At 68.3% G+C, this 21,371-nt stretch carries 27 protein-coding genes and 1 tRNA gene; 13 read left to right on the forward strand and 15 right to left on the reverse strand.

What is annotated here, in order from left to right:
- Positions 1–60 precede the first annotated feature (60 nt).
- On the reverse strand, positions 61–1,287 hold the full coding sequence (locus C457_RS03330) for an orc1/cdc6 family replication initiation protein (RefSeq protein WP_004972987.1): 1,227 nt from the start codon (positions 1,285–1,287) through the stop codon (positions 61–63).
- Positions 1,288–1,897: 610 nt separating this feature from the next.
- Positions 1,898–2,173, reverse strand: coding sequence for a hypothetical protein (locus C457_RS03335; RefSeq protein ID WP_049913366.1), 276 nt, complete (start codon positions 2,171–2,173; stop codon positions 1,898–1,900).
- 214 nt (positions 2,174–2,387) lie between these two features.
- On the opposite strand from C457_RS03335, the gene C457_RS03340 reads away from it, so the two are divergent.
- The 4 genes from C457_RS03340 to C457_RS03355 are packed head-to-tail and all read left to right on the forward strand — an operon-like array spanning position 2,388 to position 5,672.
- The gene (locus tag C457_RS03340) at positions 2,388–3,344 is read left to right on the forward strand and encodes a DUF4129 domain-containing protein (protein WP_008091952.1); all 957 of its coding nucleotides are present in this window, start codon (positions 2,388–2,390) and stop codon (positions 3,342–3,344) included.
- Entirely contained in the window at positions 3,341–3,913 is a 573-nt protein-coding gene (locus tag C457_RS03345; protein ID WP_008091954.1) for a DUF7269 family protein, read from the forward strand. The genes C457_RS03340 and C457_RS03345 overlap by 4 nt, the downstream gene beginning before the upstream one ends.
- Entirely contained in the window at positions 3,910–5,178 is a 1,269-nt protein-coding gene (locus tag C457_RS03350) for a DUF58 domain-containing protein (RefSeq protein WP_008091957.1), read from the forward strand. Before C457_RS03345 ends, C457_RS03350 begins: the two co-directional genes overlap by 4 nt.
- Positions 5,166–5,672: a DUF7519 family protein gene (locus C457_RS03355; protein WP_008091959.1), complete on the forward strand. Its 507-nt coding sequence runs from the start codon at positions 5,166–5,168 to the stop codon at positions 5,670–5,672. The genes C457_RS03350 and C457_RS03355 overlap by 13 nt, the downstream gene beginning before the upstream one ends.
- Positions 5,673–5,713: 41 nt before the next feature.
- On the opposite strand, the gene C457_RS03360 is transcribed toward C457_RS03355, so the two are convergent.
- Positions 5,714–6,664, reverse strand: coding sequence for an AAA family ATPase (locus tag C457_RS03360; protein WP_008091961.1), 951 nt, complete (start codon positions 6,662–6,664; stop codon positions 5,714–5,716).
- 189 nt (positions 6,665–6,853) lie between these two features.
- On the opposite strand from C457_RS03360, the gene C457_RS03365 reads away from it, so the two are divergent.
- Positions 6,854–6,938, forward strand: a tRNA-Ser gene (locus C457_RS03365).
- A 191-nt stretch (positions 6,939–7,129) separates the two neighbouring features.
- On the opposite strand, the gene bluB is transcribed toward C457_RS03365, so the two are convergent.
- On the reverse strand, positions 7,130–7,786 hold the full coding sequence (gene bluB, locus C457_RS03370) for a 5,6-dimethylbenzimidazole synthase (protein WP_008091962.1): 657 nt from the start codon (positions 7,784–7,786) through the stop codon (positions 7,130–7,132).
- 104 nt (positions 7,787–7,890) lie between these two features.
- Here bluB and C457_RS20525 point away from each other — a divergent pair, with 104 nt between their 5' ends.
- Positions 7,891–8,052: a hypothetical protein gene (locus tag C457_RS20525; RefSeq protein WP_008091965.1), complete on the forward strand. Its 162-nt coding sequence runs from the start codon at positions 7,891–7,893 to the stop codon at positions 8,050–8,052.
- A gap of 102 nt (positions 8,053–8,154) precedes the next feature.
- Positions 8,155–8,334, forward strand: a complete 180-nt coding sequence (locus tag C457_RS03375; protein WP_004972970.1) for a hypothetical protein — start codon at positions 8,155–8,157, stop codon at positions 8,332–8,334.
- 99 nt (positions 8,335–8,433) lie between these two features.
- Here C457_RS03375 and C457_RS03380 read toward each other — a convergent pair whose 3' ends face one another.
- Together C457_RS03380 and C457_RS03385 are read right to left on the reverse strand one after the other, a co-directional pair.
- Complete coding sequence (locus C457_RS03380) at positions 8,434–9,972, reverse strand: (R)-citramalate synthase (RefSeq protein WP_008091968.1); 1,539 nt, start codon at positions 9,970–9,972, stop codon at positions 8,434–8,436.
- A 252-nt stretch (positions 9,973–10,224) separates the two neighbouring features.
- The gene (locus C457_RS03385) at positions 10,225–10,572 is read right to left on the reverse strand and encodes a DUF192 domain-containing protein (protein ID WP_008091970.1); all 348 of its coding nucleotides are present in this window, start codon (positions 10,570–10,572) and stop codon (positions 10,225–10,227) included.
- 102 nt (positions 10,573–10,674) lie between these two features.
- On the opposite strand from C457_RS03385, the gene C457_RS03390 reads away from it, so the two are divergent.
- The 3 genes from C457_RS03390 (at position 10,675) to C457_RS03400 (ending at position 13,961) form a co-directional block, all read left to right on the forward strand.
- On the forward strand, positions 10,675–11,199 hold the full coding sequence (locus C457_RS03390; protein ID WP_008091972.1) for a DUF7097 family protein: 525 nt from the start codon (positions 10,675–10,677) through the stop codon (positions 11,197–11,199).
- A gap of 116 nt (positions 11,200–11,315) precedes the next feature.
- Entirely contained in the window at positions 11,316–11,867 is a 552-nt protein-coding gene (locus C457_RS03395; protein WP_004044289.1) for a GMP synthase subunit A, read from the forward strand.
- Positions 11,868–12,047: 180 nt separating this feature from the next.
- Complete coding sequence (locus C457_RS03400) at positions 12,048–13,961, forward strand: DUF2070 family protein (protein ID WP_008091981.1); 1,914 nt, start codon at positions 12,048–12,050, stop codon at positions 13,959–13,961.
- A gap of 107 nt (positions 13,962–14,068) precedes the next feature.
- Here the strand turns inward: C457_RS03400 and C457_RS20420 are convergent, their stop codons facing one another.
- The 6 genes from C457_RS20420 to C457_RS03425 form a co-directional block, all read right to left on the reverse strand.
- Positions 14,069–14,275: an HVO_0649 family zinc finger protein gene (locus C457_RS20420; protein ID WP_152419969.1), complete on the reverse strand. Its 207-nt coding sequence runs from the start codon at positions 14,273–14,275 to the stop codon at positions 14,069–14,071.
- Between the two features lie 198 nt (positions 14,276–14,473).
- A complete protein-coding gene (locus C457_RS03405) occupies positions 14,474–14,728 on the reverse strand; it encodes a DUF3194 domain-containing protein (protein ID WP_004972953.1) in 255 nt (84 codons plus the stop codon).
- Positions 14,729–15,112 (reverse strand): prefoldin subunit beta, encoded by a 384-nt coding sequence (locus C457_RS03410; RefSeq protein WP_004972952.1) that lies wholly within the window; start codon positions 15,110–15,112, stop codon positions 14,729–14,731.
- Between the two features lie 43 nt (positions 15,113–15,155).
- Positions 15,156–15,425, reverse strand: coding sequence for a KEOPS complex subunit Pcc1 (locus C457_RS03415; RefSeq protein ID WP_008091987.1), 270 nt, complete (start codon positions 15,423–15,425; stop codon positions 15,156–15,158).
- 1 nt (position 15,426) lies between these two features.
- Positions 15,427–15,561, reverse strand: coding sequence for a DNA-directed RNA polymerase subunit P (locus C457_RS03420; protein WP_004044283.1), 135 nt, complete (start codon positions 15,559–15,561; stop codon positions 15,427–15,429).
- Between the two features lie 33 nt (positions 15,562–15,594).
- On the reverse strand, positions 15,595–15,864 hold the full coding sequence (locus C457_RS03425; RefSeq protein ID WP_004972948.1) for a hypothetical protein: 270 nt from the start codon (positions 15,862–15,864) through the stop codon (positions 15,595–15,597).
- A gap of 102 nt (positions 15,865–15,966) precedes the next feature.
- Here C457_RS03425 and C457_RS03430 point away from each other — a divergent pair, with 102 nt between their 5' ends.
- Entirely contained in the window at positions 15,967–16,977 is a 1,011-nt protein-coding gene (locus C457_RS03430) for an NAD-dependent epimerase/dehydratase family protein (protein ID WP_049913367.1), read from the forward strand.
- A 62-nt stretch (positions 16,978–17,039) separates the two neighbouring features.
- Here C457_RS03430 and C457_RS03435 read toward each other — a convergent pair whose 3' ends face one another.
- Complete coding sequence (locus C457_RS03435; protein WP_008092002.1) at positions 17,040–17,765, reverse strand: DUF2103 domain-containing protein; 726 nt, start codon at positions 17,763–17,765, stop codon at positions 17,040–17,042.
- Between the two features lie 126 nt (positions 17,766–17,891).
- Between C457_RS03435 and C457_RS03440 the strand changes: the two genes are divergently transcribed.
- Entirely contained in the window at positions 17,892–18,704 is an 813-nt protein-coding gene (locus C457_RS03440; RefSeq protein ID WP_049913392.1) for a hypothetical protein, read from the forward strand.
- A gap of 28 nt (positions 18,705–18,732) precedes the next feature.
- Here C457_RS03440 and truD read toward each other — a convergent pair whose 3' ends face one another.
- Positions 18,733–20,118, reverse strand: a complete 1,386-nt coding sequence (truD, locus tag C457_RS03445; protein ID WP_008092006.1) for a tRNA pseudouridine(13) synthase TruD — start codon at positions 20,116–20,118, stop codon at positions 18,733–18,735.
- Positions 20,118–20,456, reverse strand: a complete 339-nt coding sequence (gene pth2 / locus C457_RS03450) for a peptidyl-tRNA hydrolase Pth2 (RefSeq protein ID WP_008092008.1) — start codon at positions 20,454–20,456, stop codon at positions 20,118–20,120. Before pth2 ends, truD begins: the two co-directional genes overlap by 1 nt.
- Positions 20,457–20,552: 96 nt before the next feature.
- On the opposite strand from pth2, the gene C457_RS03455 reads away from it, so the two are divergent.
- Positions 20,553–21,293: a Yip1 family protein gene (locus C457_RS03455; protein ID WP_008092010.1), complete on the forward strand. Its 741-nt coding sequence runs from the start codon at positions 20,553–20,555 to the stop codon at positions 21,291–21,293.
- Positions 21,294–21,371 lie beyond the last annotated feature (78 nt).

Raw genomic sequence — 21,371 nt, forward strand, 5'->3', positions numbered from 1 at the left:
ACGCCTCAGAACAACAGTCTCAGAAAAAGGTCTCGGGAGAGGCGCGGCGTCCGGTGGGGTTCAGACTGCCTCGGCCTGTTTCGCGGTCTTCCGAATCTCGTCGAGGACGGAGTCGAGAGCGAGCACGTCCGAGAGCGCTTCCATCGCGCTGGCGAAGGGGACGTCGAGCGCGTAGCTGTAGTAGTTCCCGCGCGAGCCGGTGCGGTTCTCCTCGGCCGAGAGGATGCCGAGCATCCGGAGGTCAGAGAGGTGGTTGTGGACCGACCGCTGGGCCAGCGGGTCGATGCCGGCGGAGTTGCACAGCCGGAGGTACTCCTGATAGAGGTCGCGCATCCGACACGGCGTCTCGTCGTGGGCGGCCTTCGAGACGACCGCGAGGAGCGCGAAGTGACCGTTTTCGGTGAGCTCGCGCATCCCCTCGACGACGCGCTCCTGTTCGAGCTTCTGCCGGGCGATGTCGACGTGGTCGAGCGTGATTCGCTCGTCGTCTTTGTTCTCGGCGTGTTCGCCGGCCAGTCGGAGGAGGTCGAGCGCCTGTCTCGCGCTCCCGCTGTCGCGGGCGGCGAGCGCCGCACAGAGGTTGAGCACGCCCTCCTCGCAGGCGTCTTCGGCGATGGCGACCTCAGCGCGCGATTCAAGGATGTTCTGCAGTTCGGGCGCTTGGTACGGCGGAAAGTGCAGTTCGCGCTCGCAGAGGGTATCCTGCACGCGCGGGTCGAGTTGGTCGTGGAACTTGAAATCGTTCGAGATGCCGATGAGGCCGACCTTGGCGTCTTCGAGCTTGCCGTTCGAGCGCGCTCGCGGGAGTTCGTAGAGGAGTTCGTCGCGGTCGCCGATGGAATCCACCTCGTCGAGAACGATGAGAACCGTCCCGCCCACGTCGTCCAACTCCTGAAACAGTTTCTTGAAGACGGTCTGTTGGGGGTAGCCGGTCGAGCTAATCTCCGCGCCCGGTGGTCGAAGCTCGTTGACGAGTTCGACCGCCACCTGATACGAGGAGTTGAGCGTCTTGCAGTTGATGGAGATGACGCTGAGGTCCACGTCGTCGTACTGCGAGACGTCTTCGAGGAGCATCTCGAGGAGGAATTCGGTGACCGCGGTCTTCCCCACGCCGGTGTTTCCGTACAGGAAGACGTTGTTCGGCTCCCAGCCGTCGACGACCGGTTGGAGCGCGTCCATGTACTCCGAAATCTCGTCGTCGCGCTCCTCGATGCGCTCGGGCTTGTAGGACTCCCCGAGGGCGTCCTTGTTGGTGAAGACGTTTTGTTTTCGCTCGAACCGGCGCATTAGCGTCGGTCCGTTGTGGCGTCCCCTTATTTAAAACCCCGATTTCATCTGATTCATGTGAATTGCGGCGGCGGTGTCGTCGGGTGATGGGTGGCGTGTTCGGGTCGGAATCGTCGCCTCCCAACCAACTCTTGGTACCACATACCGTGGTTCGTGTGAACTCGTTTGAACAGACACACACCACTTTTGCAAGTGAATAGGAGGATACGAGAGTAGCTAGTAGAACAACAGAGCACGCGTTCAACTAAACCGTTGACATGTCTCGGTGCCCGCGGTGCAGTTTGCAGTCAAACGTTTCTGTCGTGAACGGCCCGTAAACGGTCCAGTTCGGGAGAAATCACCTGCAACGGTGGTGGGTGACGACGTTCGAGTCGCGACCGAGGTTCACTTGCACCCGTGCTCTCTCCGAGTGCCCGCCGATGGCACCCCCTCTCGGCGTTACCACGCTTCACGTGCAACGGTGGTGTCTGTGTGTCTCCCCAGCCCCTCCTTCCCACCGCCAATTCACTTGCAAACGTGGTGTGTGGGTGTCGAGCCTCGGCTTTCGTCCGCCGTACCCGCGGCTGTTTCACTTGCACGGGTGGTCTGTCTCGTCTCTTTCGAATGGTTACTATCCCACAATCTGAGTAATCTCAAGAACCTGAAGTGAGAGAAGTGCCACAACACCCAAAACGACAGCCCAGAACCCTATGTCGCCAATCTCGAAGTCGGATGGAGAGCCAGTAGTCATCTCGTATACGGATGCACTCGCCAGTCCTATTCCAGCGATGCTACCCAAAATGATTGGTAGGCTTGTGCTCCCGTCGGCGAGAGCGGAGATTGATTCGATTGCGAAGGCTGCACCATATATCGCCAGGAGTGCGTTAAATACGTAAAATCGTTCCATGCCGTAGTAGTGCTAAAGTATTAACATAAATCACGAGGCCGAGTGTGTGACCGACTCGCGCGATGTATTCAGCACGGCCTCGACAAGCTAGCAGCGGTTGAGGAGTTTAGCAGCAACATCCGGTCCGGTCGGGTACCGAGGTGACGTCGCTCACGTCCCGACGACCGCTTCGTCCCTCGAAATGTCTTTACCCCGCATACTGTTACCTACCATCGTGGACCGTTCCGCCCTCCGCGCACTCGCGCTCGCCCTCCTCGCGGTCGTCGCCCTCTCGGTCGTCGCCGCCACCATCGATTCGACCGTCGTCACGAGCGGCGGTCCAGTCGGATTCGGTGGCGGTGAGACCGGGGGCGCAGTCGCTGGTGACACGAACGGGACCGGCGTGCAACCCTCGGGGTCGTTCGACGGTCTCAGCATTCCGACGCCGTGTCTCCCGTGGCTGCTCTCGCCCGGAATCCTCGCCGGGGTCGCCCTCGTCTTCGTCCTCCTCGGCGCGTACGCCTATCGAGAGACCGGTTCGTTGCTCCCGCCGCTTGCCATTTTCGTGGCGCTCGGCCCGCCGGTCGTCTTGCTTTTCGCCCTCCTCACGGCGTGTCGCCGCGAGTTCTCGTTTTCGTCTCGCGCCGCGGCCGCCGCGCGAAACGTCTCGTTTCTCCCCGCCGGTGGTGGCGGTAGCCTCGGCGACGGCGGCGCGGCACAGGCCGTCTCGCCGCCGACGCTCGTGTTCGGTCTCCTGCTCGCGACCGCGCTCGTCGTCGCTGTCTTCCTGCTCGTCACCGGGACCGGCGACTCGCCCGAGGCCGACGATGAAGTCGCGCCCATCGACGAGGACGAGGGGCCGAACGTCGCCGCCGTCGGACGGGCCGCCGGGGCCGCGGCCCAGCGCATCGAAGACGGTGACGCCGACGTGGAAAACGAAGTGTTCCGCGCGTGGGGTGAGATGACGGCGCTCCTCGACGTGCCGAACCGCCGCGCCGCGACGCCCGCCGAGTTCGCGGATTCGGCCGTCGACGCGGGCATGGACCGCGACGACGTGGGTGACCTGACGACGCTGTTCGAGGAAGTCCGCTACGGCGGCTTCGAGGCGACGCCGGAGCGCGAGCGCCGCGCGGTCGACGCGCTCAGGAACATCGAAGACACCTACGCCGACGCGACGGGGGACGACCGATGACGCTCGCGCGTCGGCTGTTCTTGCTCGTCGGCGTCGTCGCCACGGCCGCGGGCTTCGCGGTCGTCGCCGGCGTCTCGCTCGGCCTCGAACTGACGGACATCTTCCTCGGTCTCGTCGCGGCGCTCGCGGCGCTTCAGGGGCTTCGGTACGTCCAGCGCCGCCGCGAAACCCCGATGAACACCACGGTCACCGGCGACCCGGAGGCGAGAGTCGCGGTCCCGATACCCGGCTCCGACTTCGACGACGACCTCGTGTCGGCGATGGGTCGGCACACCCACTGGGCCGCCCGCAAGCGAGTCGTCGACCGACTCGAATCGCGGGCGACACAGGCGCTCGTCGCCCGCGACGGTCGCGCCCCCGAGGAAGCGGCCGCGCTCCTCGACACCGGCGGCTGGACCGACGACCCGGTCGCCGCGCGCTTTCTCGGCGCGTCCGTCTCGATTCCGCTCCGACAGCGCGTCCGGCTCTTCCTGTCGGGACAGTCGTCGCTCACCGACCGTGCCGGGCGAACCGTCGCCGCGATAGAGCGAATCGGCACCGACGACGACTCCACGGGTGAGCGCCGATGAGCCGCGGGTTCGACACCGAACGCTGGACCGGTCTCGACGGCCTCGTTCTCGTCGCGGCCGGCGCGGGCGTGTTCACCCGCGAGGCGTCGCTGCTCCTCGCGGCCGGCCTCGGCGTCGTCGTGCTCGGCTACGTCCGGGTCGCGGCGATTCCCGAGGTGTCGCTCCGAATCGAGCGCGACCTCTCGGACGCGACGCCCGACCCCGACGACGAGGTCGAGGTGACGCTCCGGGTCACCAACGAGGGGTCAGGGACGCTGTTCGACCTCCGCGTCGTCGACGGCGTCCCGCCGGCGCTCGGCGTCGCGGACGGCCCTGCCCGACTGGGAACGGCGCTCCGACCGGGAGCGACCGCGACCGCGACCTACACGGTCACGGCCGTCCGCGGCGAGCACGCGTGGGACGAGACGGTCGTCGTCGTCCGCGACCCGAGCGGGGCCGTCGAGTCCCGCGAGACGGTCAGCGCCGAGACGACGCTCCGGTGTGAACCCGAACTCGCCGCGACCGCCGATCTGCCGCTTCGCGGCCTCACCTCGAAGTACGCCGGCCGCGTCGAGACCGACGTGCCGGGGTCGGGACTGGAGTTCGCCTCAATCCGCGAGTACCGCCACGGCGACCCGATTCGGCGCATCGACTGGAACCGCCGCGCTCGCACGGGCGAACTCGCCACCGTGGAGTTCAGAGAGGAGCGCGCCGCATCCGTCGTCCTCGTCGTCGACACCCGCCCGGAGGCGCACGTCGCCCCCGGCGACGAGGCGGAGACCGCGGTCGAGCGCTCCGTCGACGCCGCGAGCGTCGCCTTCTCGGCGCTCCTCGACAGCGGCGACAGCGTCGGCGTCGCGGCGTTCGGCCCCGACGAGTGCTGGCTCGCCCCCTCGTCGGGCGCCGACCACCGCGCCCGCGCCCGTCGGCTGTTCGCGACCCACCCGGCGTTCGCGCCGACGCCGCCGGACGGGGCCTTTTTCCCGTCCGTCGCGGTCCGCCGGCTCCGGCGTCGGCTCGCCAGCGACGCGCAGGTCATCTTCTGCTCGCCGCTCGTGGACGACTACGGCGTGTCGGTCGCCCGCAGGTTGGAGGCCTACGGCCACGCCGTGACGGTCGTCTCGCCCGACCCGACGACGACCGCGACCATCGGCGCGCGGCTCGCGCGCATCGAGCGCGACCTGCGGCTCCGCGAACTCCGACGGAGCGGCGTCCGCGTCCTCGACTGGGGTGACGAACCGCTCGGGGTCGCGCTCGCGCGGGCCGAAGCGGGGTGGTCGCGGTGAGCGAAATCACCCGCAAGCCGACCCGCACGGGGACCGCGATGGCGCTGTCGGTCGCCGGACTCACGACGTTCACACTCGGGTTTACCACGTCCACCGCGGCGGTCGGCGGCCTCGTCGCGACGGTCGCGCTCGCCGCGGGGCTGTTCCGGGGCTCGCGGCGCATCGTCGACGCCGCGGGCGGGCTGTTCTTCCTCTCGCTCCTCTTCGCGGGCGCGACCGGGGCCGGAACGGAGGCGCTCCTCCTCGCCGCGCTCGGCTCGATACTCGCGTGGGACCTCGCCGAGAACGCGCACTCGGTCGGCGAACACCTCGGCCGCGAAACCGATACGCTCCGGCTCGAACTCGTCCACGCGGCGGCGACGCTCGTCGTGCTCGCGGTCGGGGCAGCGGTCGTCTACGGCGCGGACCGGGCGGCCGCCGGCGGCCAGCCCATCACGGCCGTCGTCTTACTCTTGGTCGGGGTGGTCGCGCTCGTGACGGTCGTCACGCGCTGAGCGGTCTCTCGCTGTCTTCTCGATTCTCCTCGATTCCCGCCTCACTCCAGCGTCGGCACGGTCACCCGGCCGAGCACGTCGTCGACGACGTCCGATTTCTGCACGTCTTCGACCCGCGCGTCCGGTGTCAGAACGAGCCGGTGGGCGAGTACGGACTGCGAGACGCGTTTCACGTCGTCGGGCGTGACGAACTCGCGGCCCTCGATGACGGCGCGGGCGCGGGTCGCCTCGAACAGCCGTTGGGTCCCGCGGGGGGAGACGCCGATGCGGACTCGGCGGTCGGTGCGCGTCTCCCGCGCGAGTTTCGCCATGTATTCGAGCAGGTCGTCCTCGACGCGGACCGACTCGGGCGCGCGGCGGATGGCGGCGACGGTGTCGCGGTCGAGGACTCGCTCGACGCTCGGGCTCTGTTCGCTCCGGCCGGCGCGCCGGTGGAGGAGTTCGACCTCGCCGTCGAGGTCGGGGTAGCCGATGGCCGACTTCACGACGAACCGGTCGACCTGCGCCTCGGGGAGGGTGAACGTCCCCTCCTGCTCGACGGGGTTCTGCGTGGCGATGACGAAAAAGGGCCTCGGGAGCTGGTGGGTCTCGCCGTCGACGGTCACCTGTCCCTCCTCCATCGCTTCGAGGAGGGCGGCTTGGGTCTTCGGCGGCGCGCGGTTGATTTCGTCGGCGAGGACGACGTTGGCGAAGATAGGACCCGGCGAGAACTCGAAGGTCCGCTCGCGTTCGTCGTAGATGTTCGTCCCGGTCACGTCGGCGGGAAGCAGGTCCGGGGTGAACTGCACGCGGGAAAACGACAGTCCGAGCGCGGTGGCGACGCTCCGCGCGGTGAGTGTCTTTCCGGTTCCCGGGACGTCTTCGAGGAGGACGTGACCGCGGGCGAGGACGCCCGTCAGGACGGTTTCGAGGAAGGCTCGGTCGGCGATGACGGCCTCCGAGATGGCGTCGAGCACCTCGGCGCACGTCTCGCTGGCCGTGTCGATGTCCATACACCTCCCGGGTCTGCGTGCGACTTATTCCCATTGGTCGCCGGCGCTCGCTCGCCCGTCGGCGACACCGCCCGCTCCGCCCGGACGCAGTTGGGCCACAGACTCGCCGACTGCGTCCGTGTGAGTCCTCGCCGCGGCCCTCGGAAATCGAAACGGATTAAACTATCCGCGAGAGAGACAACGATGGAAGCCGAGGTAGCCTAGCCCGGCCAAGGCGGTAGATTCGAAATCTACTGTCCATTCGGACACGTGAGTTCAAATCTCACCCTCGGCGCTTCTTCCGAACGTCACCCCCCGAGAGACGCTCGTGTCTCTCGCCCTGCGTGACGAGGCTGTGCGACGACCCGAGATTTGAACCAGCGAGCGAACGCAGTGAGCGAGTGAGGTTCAAATCTCACCCTCGGCGCTTCTCGCGGCCACAACGTTCCGAGCGGCGCGTCTCGTCGCGCCGCGGCTCCGATTCTCTTAGACAGACCCGCAGTCCCACTGCTCTCGATGGACGAGTTCGCTCGTGTCGATGCGCTCGCGCCAGCCCTCCCGCTGAAGCACCGGCTCCTCGGGAAATCCGTCCTCGGGATAGCCGACGCAGAGATACGCAACCGGCGCGACGTGGTGTGGAATCCCGAGCACCTCGCGGACCTCGTGCGGATAGAGAAACGACACCCAGCCGACGCCGACGCCCTCGGCCCGCGCGGCCAGCCAGAGGTTCTGCACGGCGAGACACGTCGAGTAGGTGTCCATCGCCTGCATCGTGTTACGTCCGAGGACGTGCGGGGCGTCCCGCGTCGGGTCGCACGTGACGCAGATGTTCACCGGCGCGTCGGTGATGCCCTCCAACTTCAGCCGACCGAACTCTGACTTCCGGGGCTCTCGATAGCCCTCGCGGGCCGCTGCAATCGCCCGCTCCGCGATGGACGCGACGGCCGTCTTCGTCTCGTCGTCCTCGACGACGACGAAGTCCCACGGTTGCGAGAAGCCGACGCTCGGGGCGTGATGCGCGGCGTCGAGCAGTCGAGCCAGCGTCTCCTCGGACACCGGGTCGTCGCTGAACCGCCGAATGTCCCGCCGCGCGTATATCGACTTGTACACGCCCGCCCGCTCGGACTCCGTGAATCCAACCATCGTTTCGATAGTCCAGACTGGCTTGCAAATCGGTTCTGATACGCCAGACGGCTCACGCTTCGCCTGCCGAAATAGTTACTAATCAGACACGAATGGTGGACCGTATGGACGCCACACTCGAACACAGACTCGAAGTCATCATCGCCCTCCTGTTCCTGTTGCTCACCATCGAGATCTACCGACTTGCCGGCTACTTCGGCGTCGCGTTCGTCCTCGTGGCCACTCTCATCACCTTCGGACTGGGCTCGAAGCCGAGTTCGACCTGAGTCGCGCTCTCCCCGCGTGAGCGCCTCCCCCGCGCAGTCCCTCGATTTCACTTTCACTCTCCTAGGATGCGATACATATCCCCTGCCCGCATCAGCGCAAGTATGAGTGCGAACGTAGCAAGCGCGGACACGAGCGAACGGGACGGGACGCGACGCATCGACGTGACGACGGTCCGGACCGGCCGCGTCGCCGACTTCGCGGAGACGGAACTCGGCGACGCCGCTATCGGGTTCGAGCGCCGGGGCGGCTGGACCTACCTCGTCGCCAAAGACACGCAGTAACTCGGGGTCGACTGCGGTCTCTGAGCGAAATCGGTCGGCCGCGAGAAGGGAAGTGGGAGCGGGAGCGAACGCGGACGCGGACGCGATAGGGTCGTTTTCTCAGTCGTCGGCCGACGCGGGCGTCGGCGACGTGTGATTCGGCGCGAGCAGTCGGTCCAGCGCGTTCACCATCGCCTGGACGCTCGCCCGCGTGATGTCGGCGTGCGACGCCGCGACGGTGACGCTTCGGTCGCCGAGCGACATCGTCACCTCGACGGTCACGACGGCGTCGGTACCGCCGGTGATGGCGTCGACGTGGTACTCGTCGAGTTGGGCGTCGGCGTCGGGGCCGAGCGCCTCGCGGACCGCCTTCACCGCGGCGTCGACCGGCCCGGAACCGGTGCCGGAGGCGACGCGCTCTTCGCCCTCGACGCGGAGGCGAACGCTCGCGGTCGGCGTGCCGCCGCCCGAGGCGGCCGTGAGGTCGAGCAGTTCGACCTGTCTGGCGCGCTCGCGGCCCTGGACGTCTTCTGCGAACGCGAGGAGGTCGGCGTCGGTGACGCGCTTGCCGCGGTCGCCGAGTTCCTTCACGCGCTCGACGACGGCCGCGACTTCCTCGTCGGTGGCGTCGACGCCGTGTTCGTCGAGGGCGGCCTTGACGCCGGCGCGACCGGCGTGCTTCCCGAGGACGAGCCGGCGCTCGCGGCCGACCGTCTCCGGCGGGTACGGCTCGTACATCGCGTCGTCCTTGAGCGTCCCGTCGGTGTGGATGCCGCTCTCGTGGGTGAAGGCGTTCTGGCCGACGACCGCCTTGTTCGGCGGGAGCGCGACGCCCGTGGCCTGTGCGACCTTCTGGGCGAGCGCGTAGAGTTCGTCGAGCTTCACCGACTCCACGTCGTAGCAGTGGTCGAGCGCGATGGCGACCTCTTCGAGCGCCACGTTGCCGGCGCGCTCGCCGATGCCGTTGACCGTGGTGTGGACGAGGTCCGCGCCCGCGGCGAGGCTGGCGTGGACGTTCGCCATCGCGAGGCCGAGGTCGTCGTGGGTGTGCGTCGAGGTCGGCCCCAGTTCGGCGAGCCGGGAGACGACCTCGTAGGTGTGTTCGGGGCTCGTGTGGCCGACCGTGTCGGCGAAACAGAAGCGGTCGGCACCGGCGTCGTGGCTGGCGCGCGCGAGCGATTCGAGGAACTCCGGGGCGGCCCGCGAGCCGTCTTCACCGATGACCTCGACCCAGAGGCCGTGGTCCTTGGCGTAGGCGACGAGTTCGTCGGTCGTCTCGACGACACCCTCGCGGGTCGTCCCGACTTTCGACTCGACGTGTCGGTCGCTCGCCGGCACGACGAGCGTGATGCCGTCCACGTCGCAGTCGAGCGCGAGGTCGACGTCGTTCTTGACGCCGCGGGCGAAACTCGTCACCGTCGCGTCGAGGCCGAGCGACGTGACGCGCTTTATCGTCTCGCGCTCGCCGGGGCCGGTGCAGGCGCTCCCGGCTTCGATGTAGTTGACCTCCGCGCGGTCGAGCGCGCGGGCGATATCGGCCTTCTCGGCCGGCGTCAGCGAGACGCCGGGGGCCTGCTCGCCGTCGCGGAGCGTGGTGTCTAAGAGCTGTACTGAATCAGAAGTGCGTAGCTCGGGGGTCTTCCCGAATCGTTCGTTCACGGTAGAATCGTGTCCTTGTAGGTTAGAACCGTCGAATTTCACAGCCAGCCGTCTCGCGACGACTTACTCTATCCTCCGTCGGTGTGGTAGGTCCCGACATAGTAGTTGAACACATATGTCGTCGAGTGTATAAAAGAGATGGTTCCGACAGTAATTGGTGTCTCGGCGGGGGTGTCGTTGGAAGCGCGTTCACTTGGCGGCGCGGGGGTCGGCAGCGGTGTCGGCGTCGCGGCCGGTCGTTTGGGCTGCCCCTCACTGCGAGAGTTCGACCAAATCGCCGGGTTCCACGTCGTCGGCCGCGCCCGCGGGGAGTTCGATGATGGTGTCGGCCATGCCGAAGCCGATACCCGTCCACGCCGACAGTCGCTTTTTCTTCGTCACCTCGTCGCCGACGAGCCAGAGCGCGTCGATGTCGAACGGGACGAACACCATGTGGAGGCTGTGGCGGTCGGCGTCGTCGAACCGGAACACGAGGGCGTAGTCGTCCGGCACGGAGCCGCGGAACATCAGCCCGCGCGCCTGCGAGAGAAACGAGTCGGCCGTCTCGACGTCCGACGCGAGTGTCGATTGGGTTCCGTTCTGTCGGTGGACGAGTCTCACGACGCCGGCTTCGACGGCGCGCGTGATGAATCCACCGCCGGGACGACGGTTCGCCCGCCGTCGAGAGCAACGTTTAGGCCCGCCCCGCTCCGAACGCGCCCCATGGAGCGGACGCCGACAGGGACGCCCGTGGGAGTCGACGACCCCTACGACCACGCCGGTCGCTGCGACCACCTCACGAGCGACGGCGCGTGTCGCCTCGCCCGCGAGTACGCCGACCGCGACCCGGCGTTCGCCCGCGAACGCGCCCGAGCGGACTACGAATGTGTCGCGGCCACGGAGGGCTGTGACTTCCGCGACTGCCCGCACTACGCGTCGACGACGAGCGGCCGCGAGTGCGTCCGCTGCGGCCTCGAAGAGGTTCGCATGGCCCACGACTCAGCCGCCCGCCCGTTACTCGAAGAACACCACCTCTCGTACGGCGGCCGCGACGGCGACGAACCCTCCCACGAGATTACGGTCGCGCTGTGTCGGTGGTGTCACACGAAGGTCCACAAGTCGTTCGCCCGCATCGACGACGACGCCTCGCCCGACGTCGAGGCACTCGCCGAGCGGGAGGGCCGCCGGACGAAGGAACTCGACGAACTCGGGTTTCAGACGGCCCGGGACCGCGCCGGCGACGGGTGAGTCGCCGTGGCGAGCCTCGCCCCCCAACCGCCCCCGATGTGCCAATCTGATGCACGGATACGCGTATCTCGACCACTCTTCGATTGACTTTTAGGCACGGTAGTCCAATCCGGGACATGACCCGCATCGTCGTCATCGACAACCACGGGCAGTTCACCCACCTCGAACGGCGCGCGCTCCGCGACCTCGGCGTCGACACCGAACTCGTCGACAACGACACCGACCCCGCGGACATCGACGCGGACGGCATCGTCCTCTCCGGCGGCCCCGACATGGACCGCATCGGCCGCTGTCCCGACTACCTCGACCTCGACGTCCCCGTCCTCGGCATCTGTCTCGGCATGCAGATTCTCGCCGAAGAACTCGACGGTCGCGTCGGCTCCGGCGACTACGGCGGCTACGCCGACGTGGACGTGGAAATCCTCGACGAGGACGACCCACTCATCGGCTCGCTCGCCCCCGAGACCCGCGTCTGGGCCAGCCACGCCGACGAGGTCAAGGAGGTTCCCGAGGGCTTCACCCACACCGCCACGAGCGACGTGTGTACCATCGAGGCCATGAGCGACGCCGACCGCGACCTCTACGGCGTCCAGTGGCACCCCGAGGTCGCCCACACCGCCGAGGGCGAGGAAGTCTTCGAGAACTTCATCGACATCTGCGAGCGGTAATCGACGACTGCGAGCGGTCGGTCGCCTCCGACCGCGACCGCGTTCTCCGCGGCGACGCGTCTCTTTCTCTCCGCCGCCGCGGGGAAAAACCGCAATCCGGCGACACGACGCGGTCTCTCACGGTCGTTTCTCGGAAGCAAGCCGAGACATTTACCGGCCTCCGTTCTGTCTGTTCGGGAAATGACCTCCACCCAGAGCGACCTCGCCGGGCTCTCGCGGTTCATCTTCCGCGCGCCCAGCTGGTACACGAGTCTCGGGTTCGCCCTGCTCGTCGCCGCGATGGCGGGTATCGGGGCGTTCGACTCCGGGGACCTCGCCGGCTCGTGGCGGGGCATCTTCTTCCTCGGGAGAGACGCTTGGGAAGGCATCTTCTTCATCGGGATTCCGACCGTCGTCGCGGCGTTCGGGACCACCGGCGTCGACCGGTTCGTCGGCGGGAAGCTGACGCACAACCGCTCGTCGCTCCTCGCGCTCGCCGGCGAGGTAATCATCGTCACGTTCCTCACCGGAGCCGCCATCGTCTCCGTCTTCACCGGCCTCGGCCAGACGTTCATCTTCGACGCGCTCGTGGTCGCCCTCGCGTCGGTGTTCGCCTTCCGCCTGCTCATCGTGATGGCCGTCTCGCGGTCGTCGCTGCTCATCGCGGCGGTCCCGGCGAGCATCCAGACGCTCACGTCCGCCGCGCTCCTGTTCGTCTACAGCGGGACGCTCCGCTTCTTCGAGGTCGGCGGTCCCATCCTCGACGCCTATCTGATGCCGTATCTCGCCCGTCCCGACCGGGCACCTCCGGAGCTGTCGGCTATCGCCCTGAGCCACTTCCAACTCCTCGCTATCACCTGCGTTGTGTACGCCCTCGGCGTCTACGTCTTCCTCCGCATCGTCGACCGCCCGTGGCGTCGGAGCCTCGGGGTGTCCGTCCTCGACTTCATCCGCGGTTTCATCGGCCACATCGCCGAGGGGACCCGTGAGCTGGAGGACTTCTTCGAACAGCTCGGCCAGGAGGCAATCGTCCCCGTCACCGTGCTCTCGTTCGAGCGCGAGGACGGCACCGAGAAGGCCCGCTTCGTCCTGCCGATGATTCACCCCGGACCGATGGGCGAAATCGGCGGCGGCAACTTCCCCGAACGCGTCGCCCGACGCTCCGAGGGGCTCGCGTTCCCGCCGCACGCGACCGCCGGACACGACTTCAACCTCGTGACCGAGCGCGAGGTCGACGTGGTCCTCGACGCGGCCGACGACGCCTACGAGAACATCGAGTACAGCCCCGACGTGACAGAAAGCGTCCGCGTGCAGTCCGGCGACGCGAAGATGCTCGGCCAGCGTTTCGGCGACGACGCGCTCCTCGTGTCGACGTACGCCCCGCAGTTCGCCGACGACGTCGAGTACGCGGTCGGCCTCTCGGCGTCCGCCGAGGCCCGCACAAGCGGCCTCCGGGACGTGCTCCTCGTCGACGCCCACAACTGTAACAACGGACTCCAAGGAGCCGACCTCGGTCACGTCACCCCGGGGAGCAAACGGTCGTTCGACATGATTACCGCCGCCGGCCTCGCGGGCGAGGAACTCTCCGCGTCGTCGCACGCCTCGCTCACCTTGGGGACGGCGTTCGACCCGACCGACTGGACGCCCCGGGAGGGTATCGGCCCGCTGGGCATCCGCGTGGCCGCGACCACCGTCGGCGACCAGACGACCGCGTACGTTCTCATCGACGGGAACAACATGGAACCGGGCCTGCGCGACCGCATCGTCGAGGGACTCACGACCGGGCCGAACGCGAAAGCCGACGTGGCCGAGGTGATGACGACCGACACGCACATCGTCAACACCGTCGAGGCGGAAAACCAGGTCGGCGCGGCCATCGACCCCGACGAACTCCGCGAGACCATCGACCGCCTCGTCGACGAGGCGCTCGCGGACAGCGAACCCGTCGTCGCCGGCATGGCGACCGAGCGCGCCGAGGTGACTATCTTCGGCAACGACCGCACCGAGACGCTCGCCAGCCACGCCAACGTCGTCGTCTCGATGGGCGGGGCGCTCGCGCTCGCGCTCATCCTCGCGGCGATGGCCGTCAGCTTGCTCGTGTTCTTCCTCGCCTAGACGGATAGACGGACGATTCACCGTCACCCGTCGCCTACTCCTGTTCTCCTGCCGCTCGCGTCGCCACTCACGACTCGGTTCGAGCGACGAGCAACCAGCCCGTCGAACTACTTCAGCGAGAGGGTTCGCGTCTCGATAGCGCCGCAACTGGGGCAGACGCGCCGGTAGAACACGCTCGACCCGGACGTCTTTGCCGACCACTCGCCGTCGTCGTCGGTGAAGCCGCACTCCGAACAGGTCAGGTCGGCTTCGGTGTATCGCTCTCGTAACCGGTCCAACGCAGTCGTTCCTCTCGGCGTCCGTCTAATTGACATACGATAACATACACCACTATCACGTTTAATTGTGTCGGGAGATCGCACACCGAACTGCGGTGATACTTACGGAATGCAAAAATCATCGCCCGAATATTTCGCGGTCGGCCCGTGCGCCGACCGGCACAGCGTCGCTCGGGACAGCGCCGTCGCTCACCGGGAGAAAGCGAGTGCGGGGGGTGCCCGCGAGAACGTCCCTTACTCTTCGTCGGCGGCCGCGAACAGTTCGTCCACGGCCTCCTGCGCCGTCAGCGCCGCCTCCTCGGCGACGGCTTCCGCGTCGTCGGCGTCGTCGGGCGCGTTGACGTACACGTCAACGTCGAGGACGCCGTCTTCGAACGTCACGGTGACGTCGAAGTCCTTGACGCGAGACTGCTTGAAGCGGGCGAAGATGAGGCCCTCAGCCGCCTCCGCGGCGGTCTGGACCACTTCTTCGTCCGTCGGCTGTGGCATTTACGCGCCGCCGGGGCCCATCGGACCCGCGCCGCCCGCGCCGCCCTGGAGCATCTGCTGGAGTTCTTCCTGCAGGCTCTCGAACTTCTCCTGCACGCGCGTCTCCTGCTTCGTGAGCTGTTCGACGCGCACTTCGAGGCTCTCGACCTTCTCTTCGAGGTCGTCCTTGGCTGCTTCGTAGTCGGTCTCGATGAGGAGTTCGCCGACCTCGCGGTACATCTTGGAGTCAGCGTCGATTTCCTCGAGCGTGGTGAGCGCCGTCTGTGCTTCGTTGAGCGCGGTCTCGGAGGACTGCTTCTGCTCGGAGACGTTCTGGGCGGTCTCCTGAAGGTTCTGCAGTTCTTCGAGCTTCTCTTGGGCTTCCGGCGGCAGACTTCCCTGCATACCCGAACCGACGGGACGCCGGCCCTAAAACCCCCGCGGTCTCCTACGCGGACCCGGACAGTGGCTCGCCGACGTCCGCGACGCGCTCTGCGGTCTCGACGAGGCGTATCCACGAGTTCACGCCCGCGCGGAGCGCGACGAGGTCGTCGGCCTCGACGGTGACGACGACGGTCCGTCCCTCGCGGTCGACGCGGGCACCGGACCGTGCGTCGTCTATCTCGCCTTCCTCAACGGCGACGCTCCGCTCGACGACGCGTGCGCGCCGCTCCTCAGAATAGTCGAATTCGAGCGAAGCGCTGTGCGCTGGACGCACGCTACTCGACGGCGACTTCTTTGACGTTGGGGGACCGCTCCTTCAGCAGGACGCGGTGCCCGCAGTACGGACAGCGGACGCCACCGAACTCGTCCAGTTCGACATCGCGCTTGCACCGGGAACACTTGTAGCTCATTGTGAGATGTGAAGAGTCGAGGCTACTTGGGAGTTATTCGTCCTCGCCGGTGAGCGCGGCGCGGATGGAACGGCGGACCTGCTTGCCTGCGGGGGTCTGCGGGCGGTAGGTACCGCCGGTGAAGACCTCACCGGTCTCTTCGTTCTTCCAGATGCCGGTTCCGACGCGGGTGACGTCGTCGCCGTCGACTTTGGAGTTGCGCATCTCTGCTTCGATTTCCTTGACGCGGCGTCGAGCGACGCGGCCGTACCGCGCGCCGAAGCGCCCGGAACTACCGACGGATCGAGCCTTCTTGTCGGCCATAGTACCGCGAACTACCTCGCCGGTATGGATAAACCCTACGAGTCGTCTCGGCATGTGACGGGCCTAGACACCGCTTTGTCGCCGGCGCGCGTACGGGAGACCATGACACAACACGTGGTGGTTGGTGCCGGCCCGGTCGGACTCGCGGTGATGGAACAGCTCAGGGAGCGCGGGGCGGACGTGGCCGCGGTGACGCGCCACGAACCCGACTTCCTCCCCGAGGGCGTCGAGAGCCGCCTCGCCGACGTGCTCTACCCTGACCGCGCCGTCGCCGCGTTCGCGGGTGCGGATGTCGTCTACCACTGCGCTCAACCGCCGTACGACGAGTGGCCCGAACTGTTTCCCGACCTCACCCGCGGCATCGTCGCGGGCGTCGAAGCCGCCGGCGCGCGTCTCGTCGTCGCCGAGAATCTCTACATGTACGGCCCGGTGCAGGCCCGTCTCACCGAGGACCTCCCGTACGCCGCCACCGGCCCGAAGGGCCAGACCAGAGCCGAGTGCGCCGATATCGTCCTCGACGCCCACGAGGCGGGTCGCATCGAGGCCACCATCGGCCGCGCCAGCGATTTCTTCGGCCCGCGCGTCCGCGAGTCGGCCGTCGGCGAGCAGGTGTTCGGGGCCGCCGTCGCGGGTAAGCGCGCGAAGGTGTTCGGCGACCCGCGACTCGCCCACACCTACACCTACGTCCCTGACTTCGCGCGGGCGCTCGTCCTCCTCGGCGAGCGCGACGAGGCCCTCGGCGAGGTCTGGCACGTCCCAAACCCCGAGACGGTCTCGACGCGCCGCTTCGTCGACCTCGTCTACGAGGCCGCCGACGTCGACCCGGGCTTTCCGCACATCATCGCCGCGCCGGGGCTCGCACTGACCCTCGGCGGCTACCTGAGCGCGCCGCTGAAGGAACTCTCGGAGATGCGCTACGCCTTCGAGGAGCCGTACGTCGTCCGTGACGCGAAGTTCCGCGAGACGTTCGGCGACGCCGTCGAGGCGACGCCGCTGCAAGACGCCATCGCCGAGACGGTCGCGTGGTACGAAACGCAACGGGAAGAAACAGCGGCCGAAGCCGAGCCGATTCACATCGAGACGGTTTCGGAGGGGACCGCCGAGTCGGCCTGAGTCGGCCACTCGACTCCGACTCCAACGCCGACGCCGACTCCGACTCGGCGTGTTTTCCTCCGCTACGTGTCTTGTAACTCGTCTTCTCGCAGCGCCTCGTTCAGGTCGTCGCGGACGCGCTCGCCCGTCTCGCGGTTCATCGCCGTCGTGACGATGCGGTTCTCCTGGACGCTCGACCCGTCTCGCAGGAGGAGTCTGACGTTGCCGTTGTCGTCGGCGCGGGTGACCTTTGCCCGGAGCCCCGTCCGCGACCCGGTGCCCCCGGCGTCGATGGGGCCCGGAATGACCTTCTTGACGTGCGGGTGGCCGGCGACGACGCCGATTGCCCGGCGACCCCGTCGCCCGCCGATGAGCGTGCTGTGGCTCCCGCCCAACTTCTCCGCGGGCGGGATGTCGACGACCTCCAGCGTCCGCTCGCCGCGGGTGTCGAGGACGCGCCGGACCGGGTCGTCGTCGGAGACGCGGTAGAACTCGTGGTGGAGTTGGGCGCGCGTCTCGCGGAGCGGGTCGCGCTCGCCCGCGGCGTACACGGTCCCGGGGCGCTTGCGCCGAATCTCGTCGGCGACGAGGCCGGCGAAGTTGCGGAGTTGGACGACCTTCGTCTCGTCGTCCGACTCGGGAATCGTCGTGACCGTCGTCTCGCCGACTACGTCTTCCTCGTCGAGAAACGTCAGCGTCGCGCGGTCGGCCTCGAAGACGGCCACGACAGCGTCGCAATTGGCGGTATTGCAGGTGAGACAGTAGTCTCCCGGCTTCTCTAACGGGTTTCCACACCGCCGACAGTGCATATCGACGTGTCGGGCGTGCGCGTACAAAAGGCCGTTTATGCGGGTCGGGGCGGCCGCGCCGCGGTCCCCGGCGCGCGGTTCGCCCGGCGAAACATATTCGTCCCCGTGTCCGAGAGTCCACTCCGTATGCGCCGCCGCGCCCTTCTCGCGTCGCTGTCGCCGCTTGCGCTCGCCGGTCTCGTCGGACTGGTCGCGCTCGCGCTCGACCCCGAGACGACCGTCCGCCTCGCCACGCAACTGGGCCAGTCGGCGCTCGACACGGGTCTCGCTGTCGCCTCGTACCTCCGCCGGGCGGCGCCCCTCTCGACGGCGCTCTTCGCCGTTCTCGCGTGGGTCGCCGCCGGGGGCTTCCGCGCGTTCGTCGCCCACCGCGACCCCTCGGACACGCGGACGACCGCCGAACTCGCGTTCGCGCTCGTCGCCTCCGCGGCCGTCCCGCTCGTCGTCGTCTTCGCCCGCGACAGACCCGTCGTCGTCGCCGGCGCGGGCGTCGCACTCCTCGCCGCCGGCGGTGCCGTCTTCGCCGGTCGCTCGAACGCCGAGGGCGTCGTCACCGGGTCGCTGTACGCGATGGCCCCCGTGGCGCTCGGCGGTGTCGTCGCGTCGCTCGTCGCCGGCCCCTCGGTGGCCCGAACCGCGACGCTGGCGCTCCCGCTGGCGGTCGGCTACGCGCTCGGCGTCGCCAGCGCCCGCGGCCGGTTCCGCCTCGGCGCGACGGTCTCGGCGCTCGCGTTCGCAATCCCCGCGTGGTCGTACTTCCCGCCGGCCGCGGAGGCTGCCGGCTTCCGGCTGGAGACCGTCGGCCTCGCGGTCGGATTCGCGGTCACCGCGACGCTCTTTTCGCTTCCGTTCGCTGCTATCGGCTACGCGACCACGCGCACCGCGGACGCCGAGCGACGGACAGATACGACCCCCGCCGCGAGCGCCGCAAAACAGTAGCTTCGAGGTTCGCGTCTCGATTTCCGTTTCAGAGGTCGAGCGGGCCGGCCTTCAGGTACTCGCGCATCACGGCCGTCGCGTACGAGCCGTGGGGGAGCGCGAAGTCGAAGACGAGGTCGTCGCCAGCGTCGCCATCGTCACCATCGCCGTCGCCGCCCTCGCGGTCCACGTCGAGGTCGGTGCGGACGAGCATCGCCCGGCGCGTCCCGGTCGACCGGAAGTTGCCTGGGAGGTCGAAGTCGCCCGGTTCGAGGTCGAGGTCGTCGAGGACGGCCCGCTCGATGTCGCCCTGTTCGCCCTCGGCGAGTTCGGTGTCGGTGCCGACGAGCGGGGCCGTGACGAACGCGCGGCCGCGTTCGATGTGTCGGCCCATGACCTCGACGCGGCGGCCCGTCGCGGTCTGGAGCCGGCTCACGTCGGGGAGCTCCAGCCCCTCGGGCGCGTCGCGGTCGGCGAAGCAGACCACGTCGCCCTCGACGGGTTCGTCGAACGGGAGGCCGCGGTCGAGGCGCTCCGAGAGCATCCGGTTGAACGCGTAGGACTGCGCGGCGTTGACGAACAGTCGCTGGAGGTTCGACGGGACCGATTCGAGCGCGTTGCGCCAGTCCTCGTCGGTCTCCGCGCCGTCCTCGGCGAGTCGGTGGAGCATGCCGCGCTCGTAGCCGAGGTAGCCCGGAATCCGGTCGAGCGCGCGGTGCCAGTCGGGGTCGGCCGACGCGGCTTCCTCGTCGACGACGGCGCGGCCCGCCTGTGTCTCCTCGGGTTCGTCCTCGGTCGGCCCGCCGCAGTACGCCAACACGGCCTCGCGCCACTCGCCGCGGACGACGTGCAGGCCGACTTTGTGGGTGATGGGGCGGATGCTGCCGAACCGCTGGTGGCCGAAGAAGTTCGGGACGCCGACGCGGCCCTCGCGGCCGCCGAACTCGGCGAGTGCGTCGGTGACGGCCGCGGCGTTGTCGGGGTTCTCGGGGTCGCGGACGCGGATGCGGAAGCCGTTGCCCGCGAGGTCGCCGAAGTTCAGCGTGCGGCCGAGGCGGCCGACGACCTCGATGTCGGCGTTCGGAATCTCGGGCACGTCGTCGGCGTCGCCGCCGTTGACGGTGAACAGTTGGGTCGTCACGGCGTGTTTGTCCTTCGTGCCGGCCCACGAGACGCGCTCTCTACTCGCGTCGAGTTCGTCCGAGAGCCGCCCCGCGAAGTCATTGGTGTCCCAGCCGCGGAGAGTGACGCGGAGCACGAGGTTCGGGAAGTCGCCGGTCGGCGCGTCCGGTGGGCGGACGTTCAGCGAGTCGAGTTCGAGTTCGCGCACGCGGAAGTCCTCGGGAGCGACGCGAAGGCGGCCGCCGACGCCGTCGGCGTCGCTCACGTAGCTGTCGATGCCGACCGCGCGCTCCAGCGGGTGTGCCTCGCGCATCAGTACAGCGAGAGGTCGCCGGTCACGCGGTCGACCGATTCGTCGTCGGCGGGGCCGACCGCCAGCGCCGTCACCGTGCCGGGGTCGAGCTGCGTGTGCCCCGCGTCGCGGATGATGGCGTGGGGGATGCCCGCCCGCTCGGCCTTGTCGGCGAGTTGGAACAGTTCGGACTCACCGTTGGCCTTGAGGACGACTTTCTTCTGTCCCTCGCCCTTCCAGCGCTTCCGGGTCTGCGAGTCGGTGTCCTCGTAGGCGGACAGCGAGGCGTGGGCGACCTGCGCGGCGAGCTTCCCCCGGCCCATGCCGAGGTCGGCGCGTGCGACGATGGCCTGTTTCATGCCCGCTACTCCCCGCCGACGCGGTAAATGTCCTCCCATCGCGGGCGTCGCGTGCGGGGCAGAAGACATTTCACCGACATCTCCGTGGTTCGACTGATGGCAGGTCCCCGAACGCCCCTCCTCAAGCCGCGCGAGTACTTCGCGTCGCGGACGCGACCGCTCGGCACCAAGCGGGCGCTCGCCGTCGTCGCGCTCGTGACGCTCGTCGTCGCGGCCGCCACCGGCGGCATCCTCGTCACGTTCACCCAACAGCTCGACCAGCAGGTCAGCGTCGACAATCCCGCGCACGCCCCCGAGTGGATGTGTGAAAACTACGAAGCGGGCGGTCCGTTCGCCGACATGGACGCGCCGGCGGGCTGTGACTCCTCGGTCCCCGAACAGCTCGACGAGCGCCTCGGCGACCTCGTCTGGGACGAAATCTCGTGGGTCCCGTGGGCGATGCTCGTCGGCGTGCCGCTGTTCTGGCTCTTCGAGGGGGCGATGCTCCACCTCGGCACGTCGCTCGTCGGCGGCGAGGGCGGCTTCGCCGAGTCCCTGACGGTCGCCGCGTGGGGCATGGTCCCGAGCGCGGCCCGCGCCGTCGCGCTCGCCGGCTACCTCGCCTACGCCCTCCCGCGAATCGACCTCCCGTCGACTCCCGAGGCCGCGGTCACCGCGATGCAGTCCGCGCTGTCCGGGTTCGGCCTCGTCAGCGGGGTCGTCGTGGTCGTCACGGTCGCGTGGGCGACGTACGTCCGGACCTACGGGATGGCCCGCGCCCGCGACCTCGACGTCGAGTCGGCCGCGGTCGTCACTGTCGGCCTGAGCCTCGTCGGCCTCCTGTTCGAACTCGTCTGAGCCGCGCCGAGCGGGGTGTCGTCTCCGCGCCGAGACGCGGCGGTGTCTCCCGTCGAAAGGTGGATTTACTTGTCCGCG

The organism is Haloferax prahovense DSM 18310, from assembly GCF_000336815.1.
Classification (GTDB): Archaea; Halobacteriota; Halobacteria; order Halobacteriales; family Haloferacaceae; genus Haloferax; species Haloferax prahovense.

Bases quoted from the DNA above. Each gene is read 5' to 3' on its own strand.
- C457_RS03330 (WP_004972987.1), bottom strand. From the start codon at position 1,287: ATGCGCCGGTTCGAGCGAAAACAAAACGTCTTCACCAACAAGGACGCC.
- C457_RS03400 (WP_008091981.1), top strand. From the start codon at position 12,048: ATGACCTCCACCCAGAGCGACCTCGCCGGGCTCTCGCGGTTCATCTTC.
- C457_RS03430 (WP_049913367.1), top strand. From the start codon at position 15,967: ATGACACAACACGTGGTGGTTGGTGCCGGCCCGGTCGGACTCGCGGTG.
- C457_RS03395 (WP_004044289.1), top strand. From the start codon at position 11,316: ATGACCCGCATCGTCGTCATCGACAACCACGGGCAGTTCACCCACCTC.
- C457_RS03420 (WP_004044283.1), bottom strand. From the start codon at position 15,561: ATGAGCTACAAGTGTTCCCGGTGCAAGCGCGATGTCGAACTGGACGAG.
- bluB (WP_008091962.1), bottom strand. From the start codon at position 7,786: ATGGTTGGATTCACGGAGTCCGAGCGGGCGGGCGTGTACAAGTCGATA.
- C457_RS03425 (WP_004972948.1), bottom strand. From the start codon at position 15,864: ATGGCCGACAAGAAGGCTCGATCCGTCGGTAGTTCCGGGCGCTTCGGC.
- pth2 (WP_008092008.1), bottom strand. From the start codon at position 20,456: ATGAAACAGGCCATCGTCGCACGCGCCGACCTCGGCATGGGCCGGGGG.
- C457_RS03345 (WP_008091954.1), top strand. From the start codon at position 3,341: ATGACGCTCGCGCGTCGGCTGTTCTTGCTCGTCGGCGTCGTCGCCACG.
- C457_RS03405 (WP_004972953.1), bottom strand. From the start codon at position 14,728: ATGCCACAGCCGACGGACGAAGAAGTGGTCCAGACCGCCGCGGAGGCG.
- C457_RS03375 (WP_004972970.1), top strand. From the start codon at position 8,155: ATGAGTGCGAACGTAGCAAGCGCGGACACGAGCGAACGGGACGGGACG.
- C457_RS03455 (WP_008092010.1), top strand. From the start codon at position 20,553: ATGGCAGGTCCCCGAACGCCCCTCCTCAAGCCGCGCGAGTACTTCGCG.
- C457_RS03350 (WP_008091957.1), top strand. From the start codon at position 3,910: ATGAGCCGCGGGTTCGACACCGAACGCTGGACCGGTCTCGACGGCCTC.
- C457_RS03435 (WP_008092002.1), bottom strand. From the start codon at position 17,765: ATGCACTGTCGGCGGTGTGGAAACCCGTTAGAGAAGCCGGGAGACTAC.
- C457_RS03410 (WP_004972952.1), bottom strand. From the start codon at position 15,112: ATGCAGGGAAGTCTGCCGCCGGAAGCCCAAGAGAAGCTCGAAGAACTG.
- C457_RS20525 (WP_008091965.1), top strand. From the start codon at position 7,891: ATGGACGCCACACTCGAACACAGACTCGAAGTCATCATCGCCCTCCTG.
- C457_RS03360 (WP_008091961.1), bottom strand. From the start codon at position 6,664: ATGGACATCGACACGGCCAGCGAGACGTGCGCCGAGGTGCTCGACGCC.
- C457_RS03335 (WP_049913366.1), bottom strand. From the start codon at position 2,173: ATGGAACGATTTTACGTATTTAACGCACTCCTGGCGATATATGGTGCA.
- C457_RS03390 (WP_008091972.1), top strand. From the start codon at position 10,675: ATGGAGCGGACGCCGACAGGGACGCCCGTGGGAGTCGACGACCCCTAC.
- truD (WP_008092006.1), bottom strand. From the start codon at position 20,118: ATGCGCGAGGCACACCCGCTGGAGCGCGCGGTCGGCATCGACAGCTAC.
- C457_RS03440 (WP_049913392.1), top strand. From the start codon at position 17,892: ATGCGCCGCCGCGCCCTTCTCGCGTCGCTGTCGCCGCTTGCGCTCGCC.
- C457_RS20420 (WP_152419969.1), bottom strand. From the start codon at position 14,275: ATGTCAATTAGACGGACGCCGAGAGGAACGACTGCGTTGGACCGGTTA.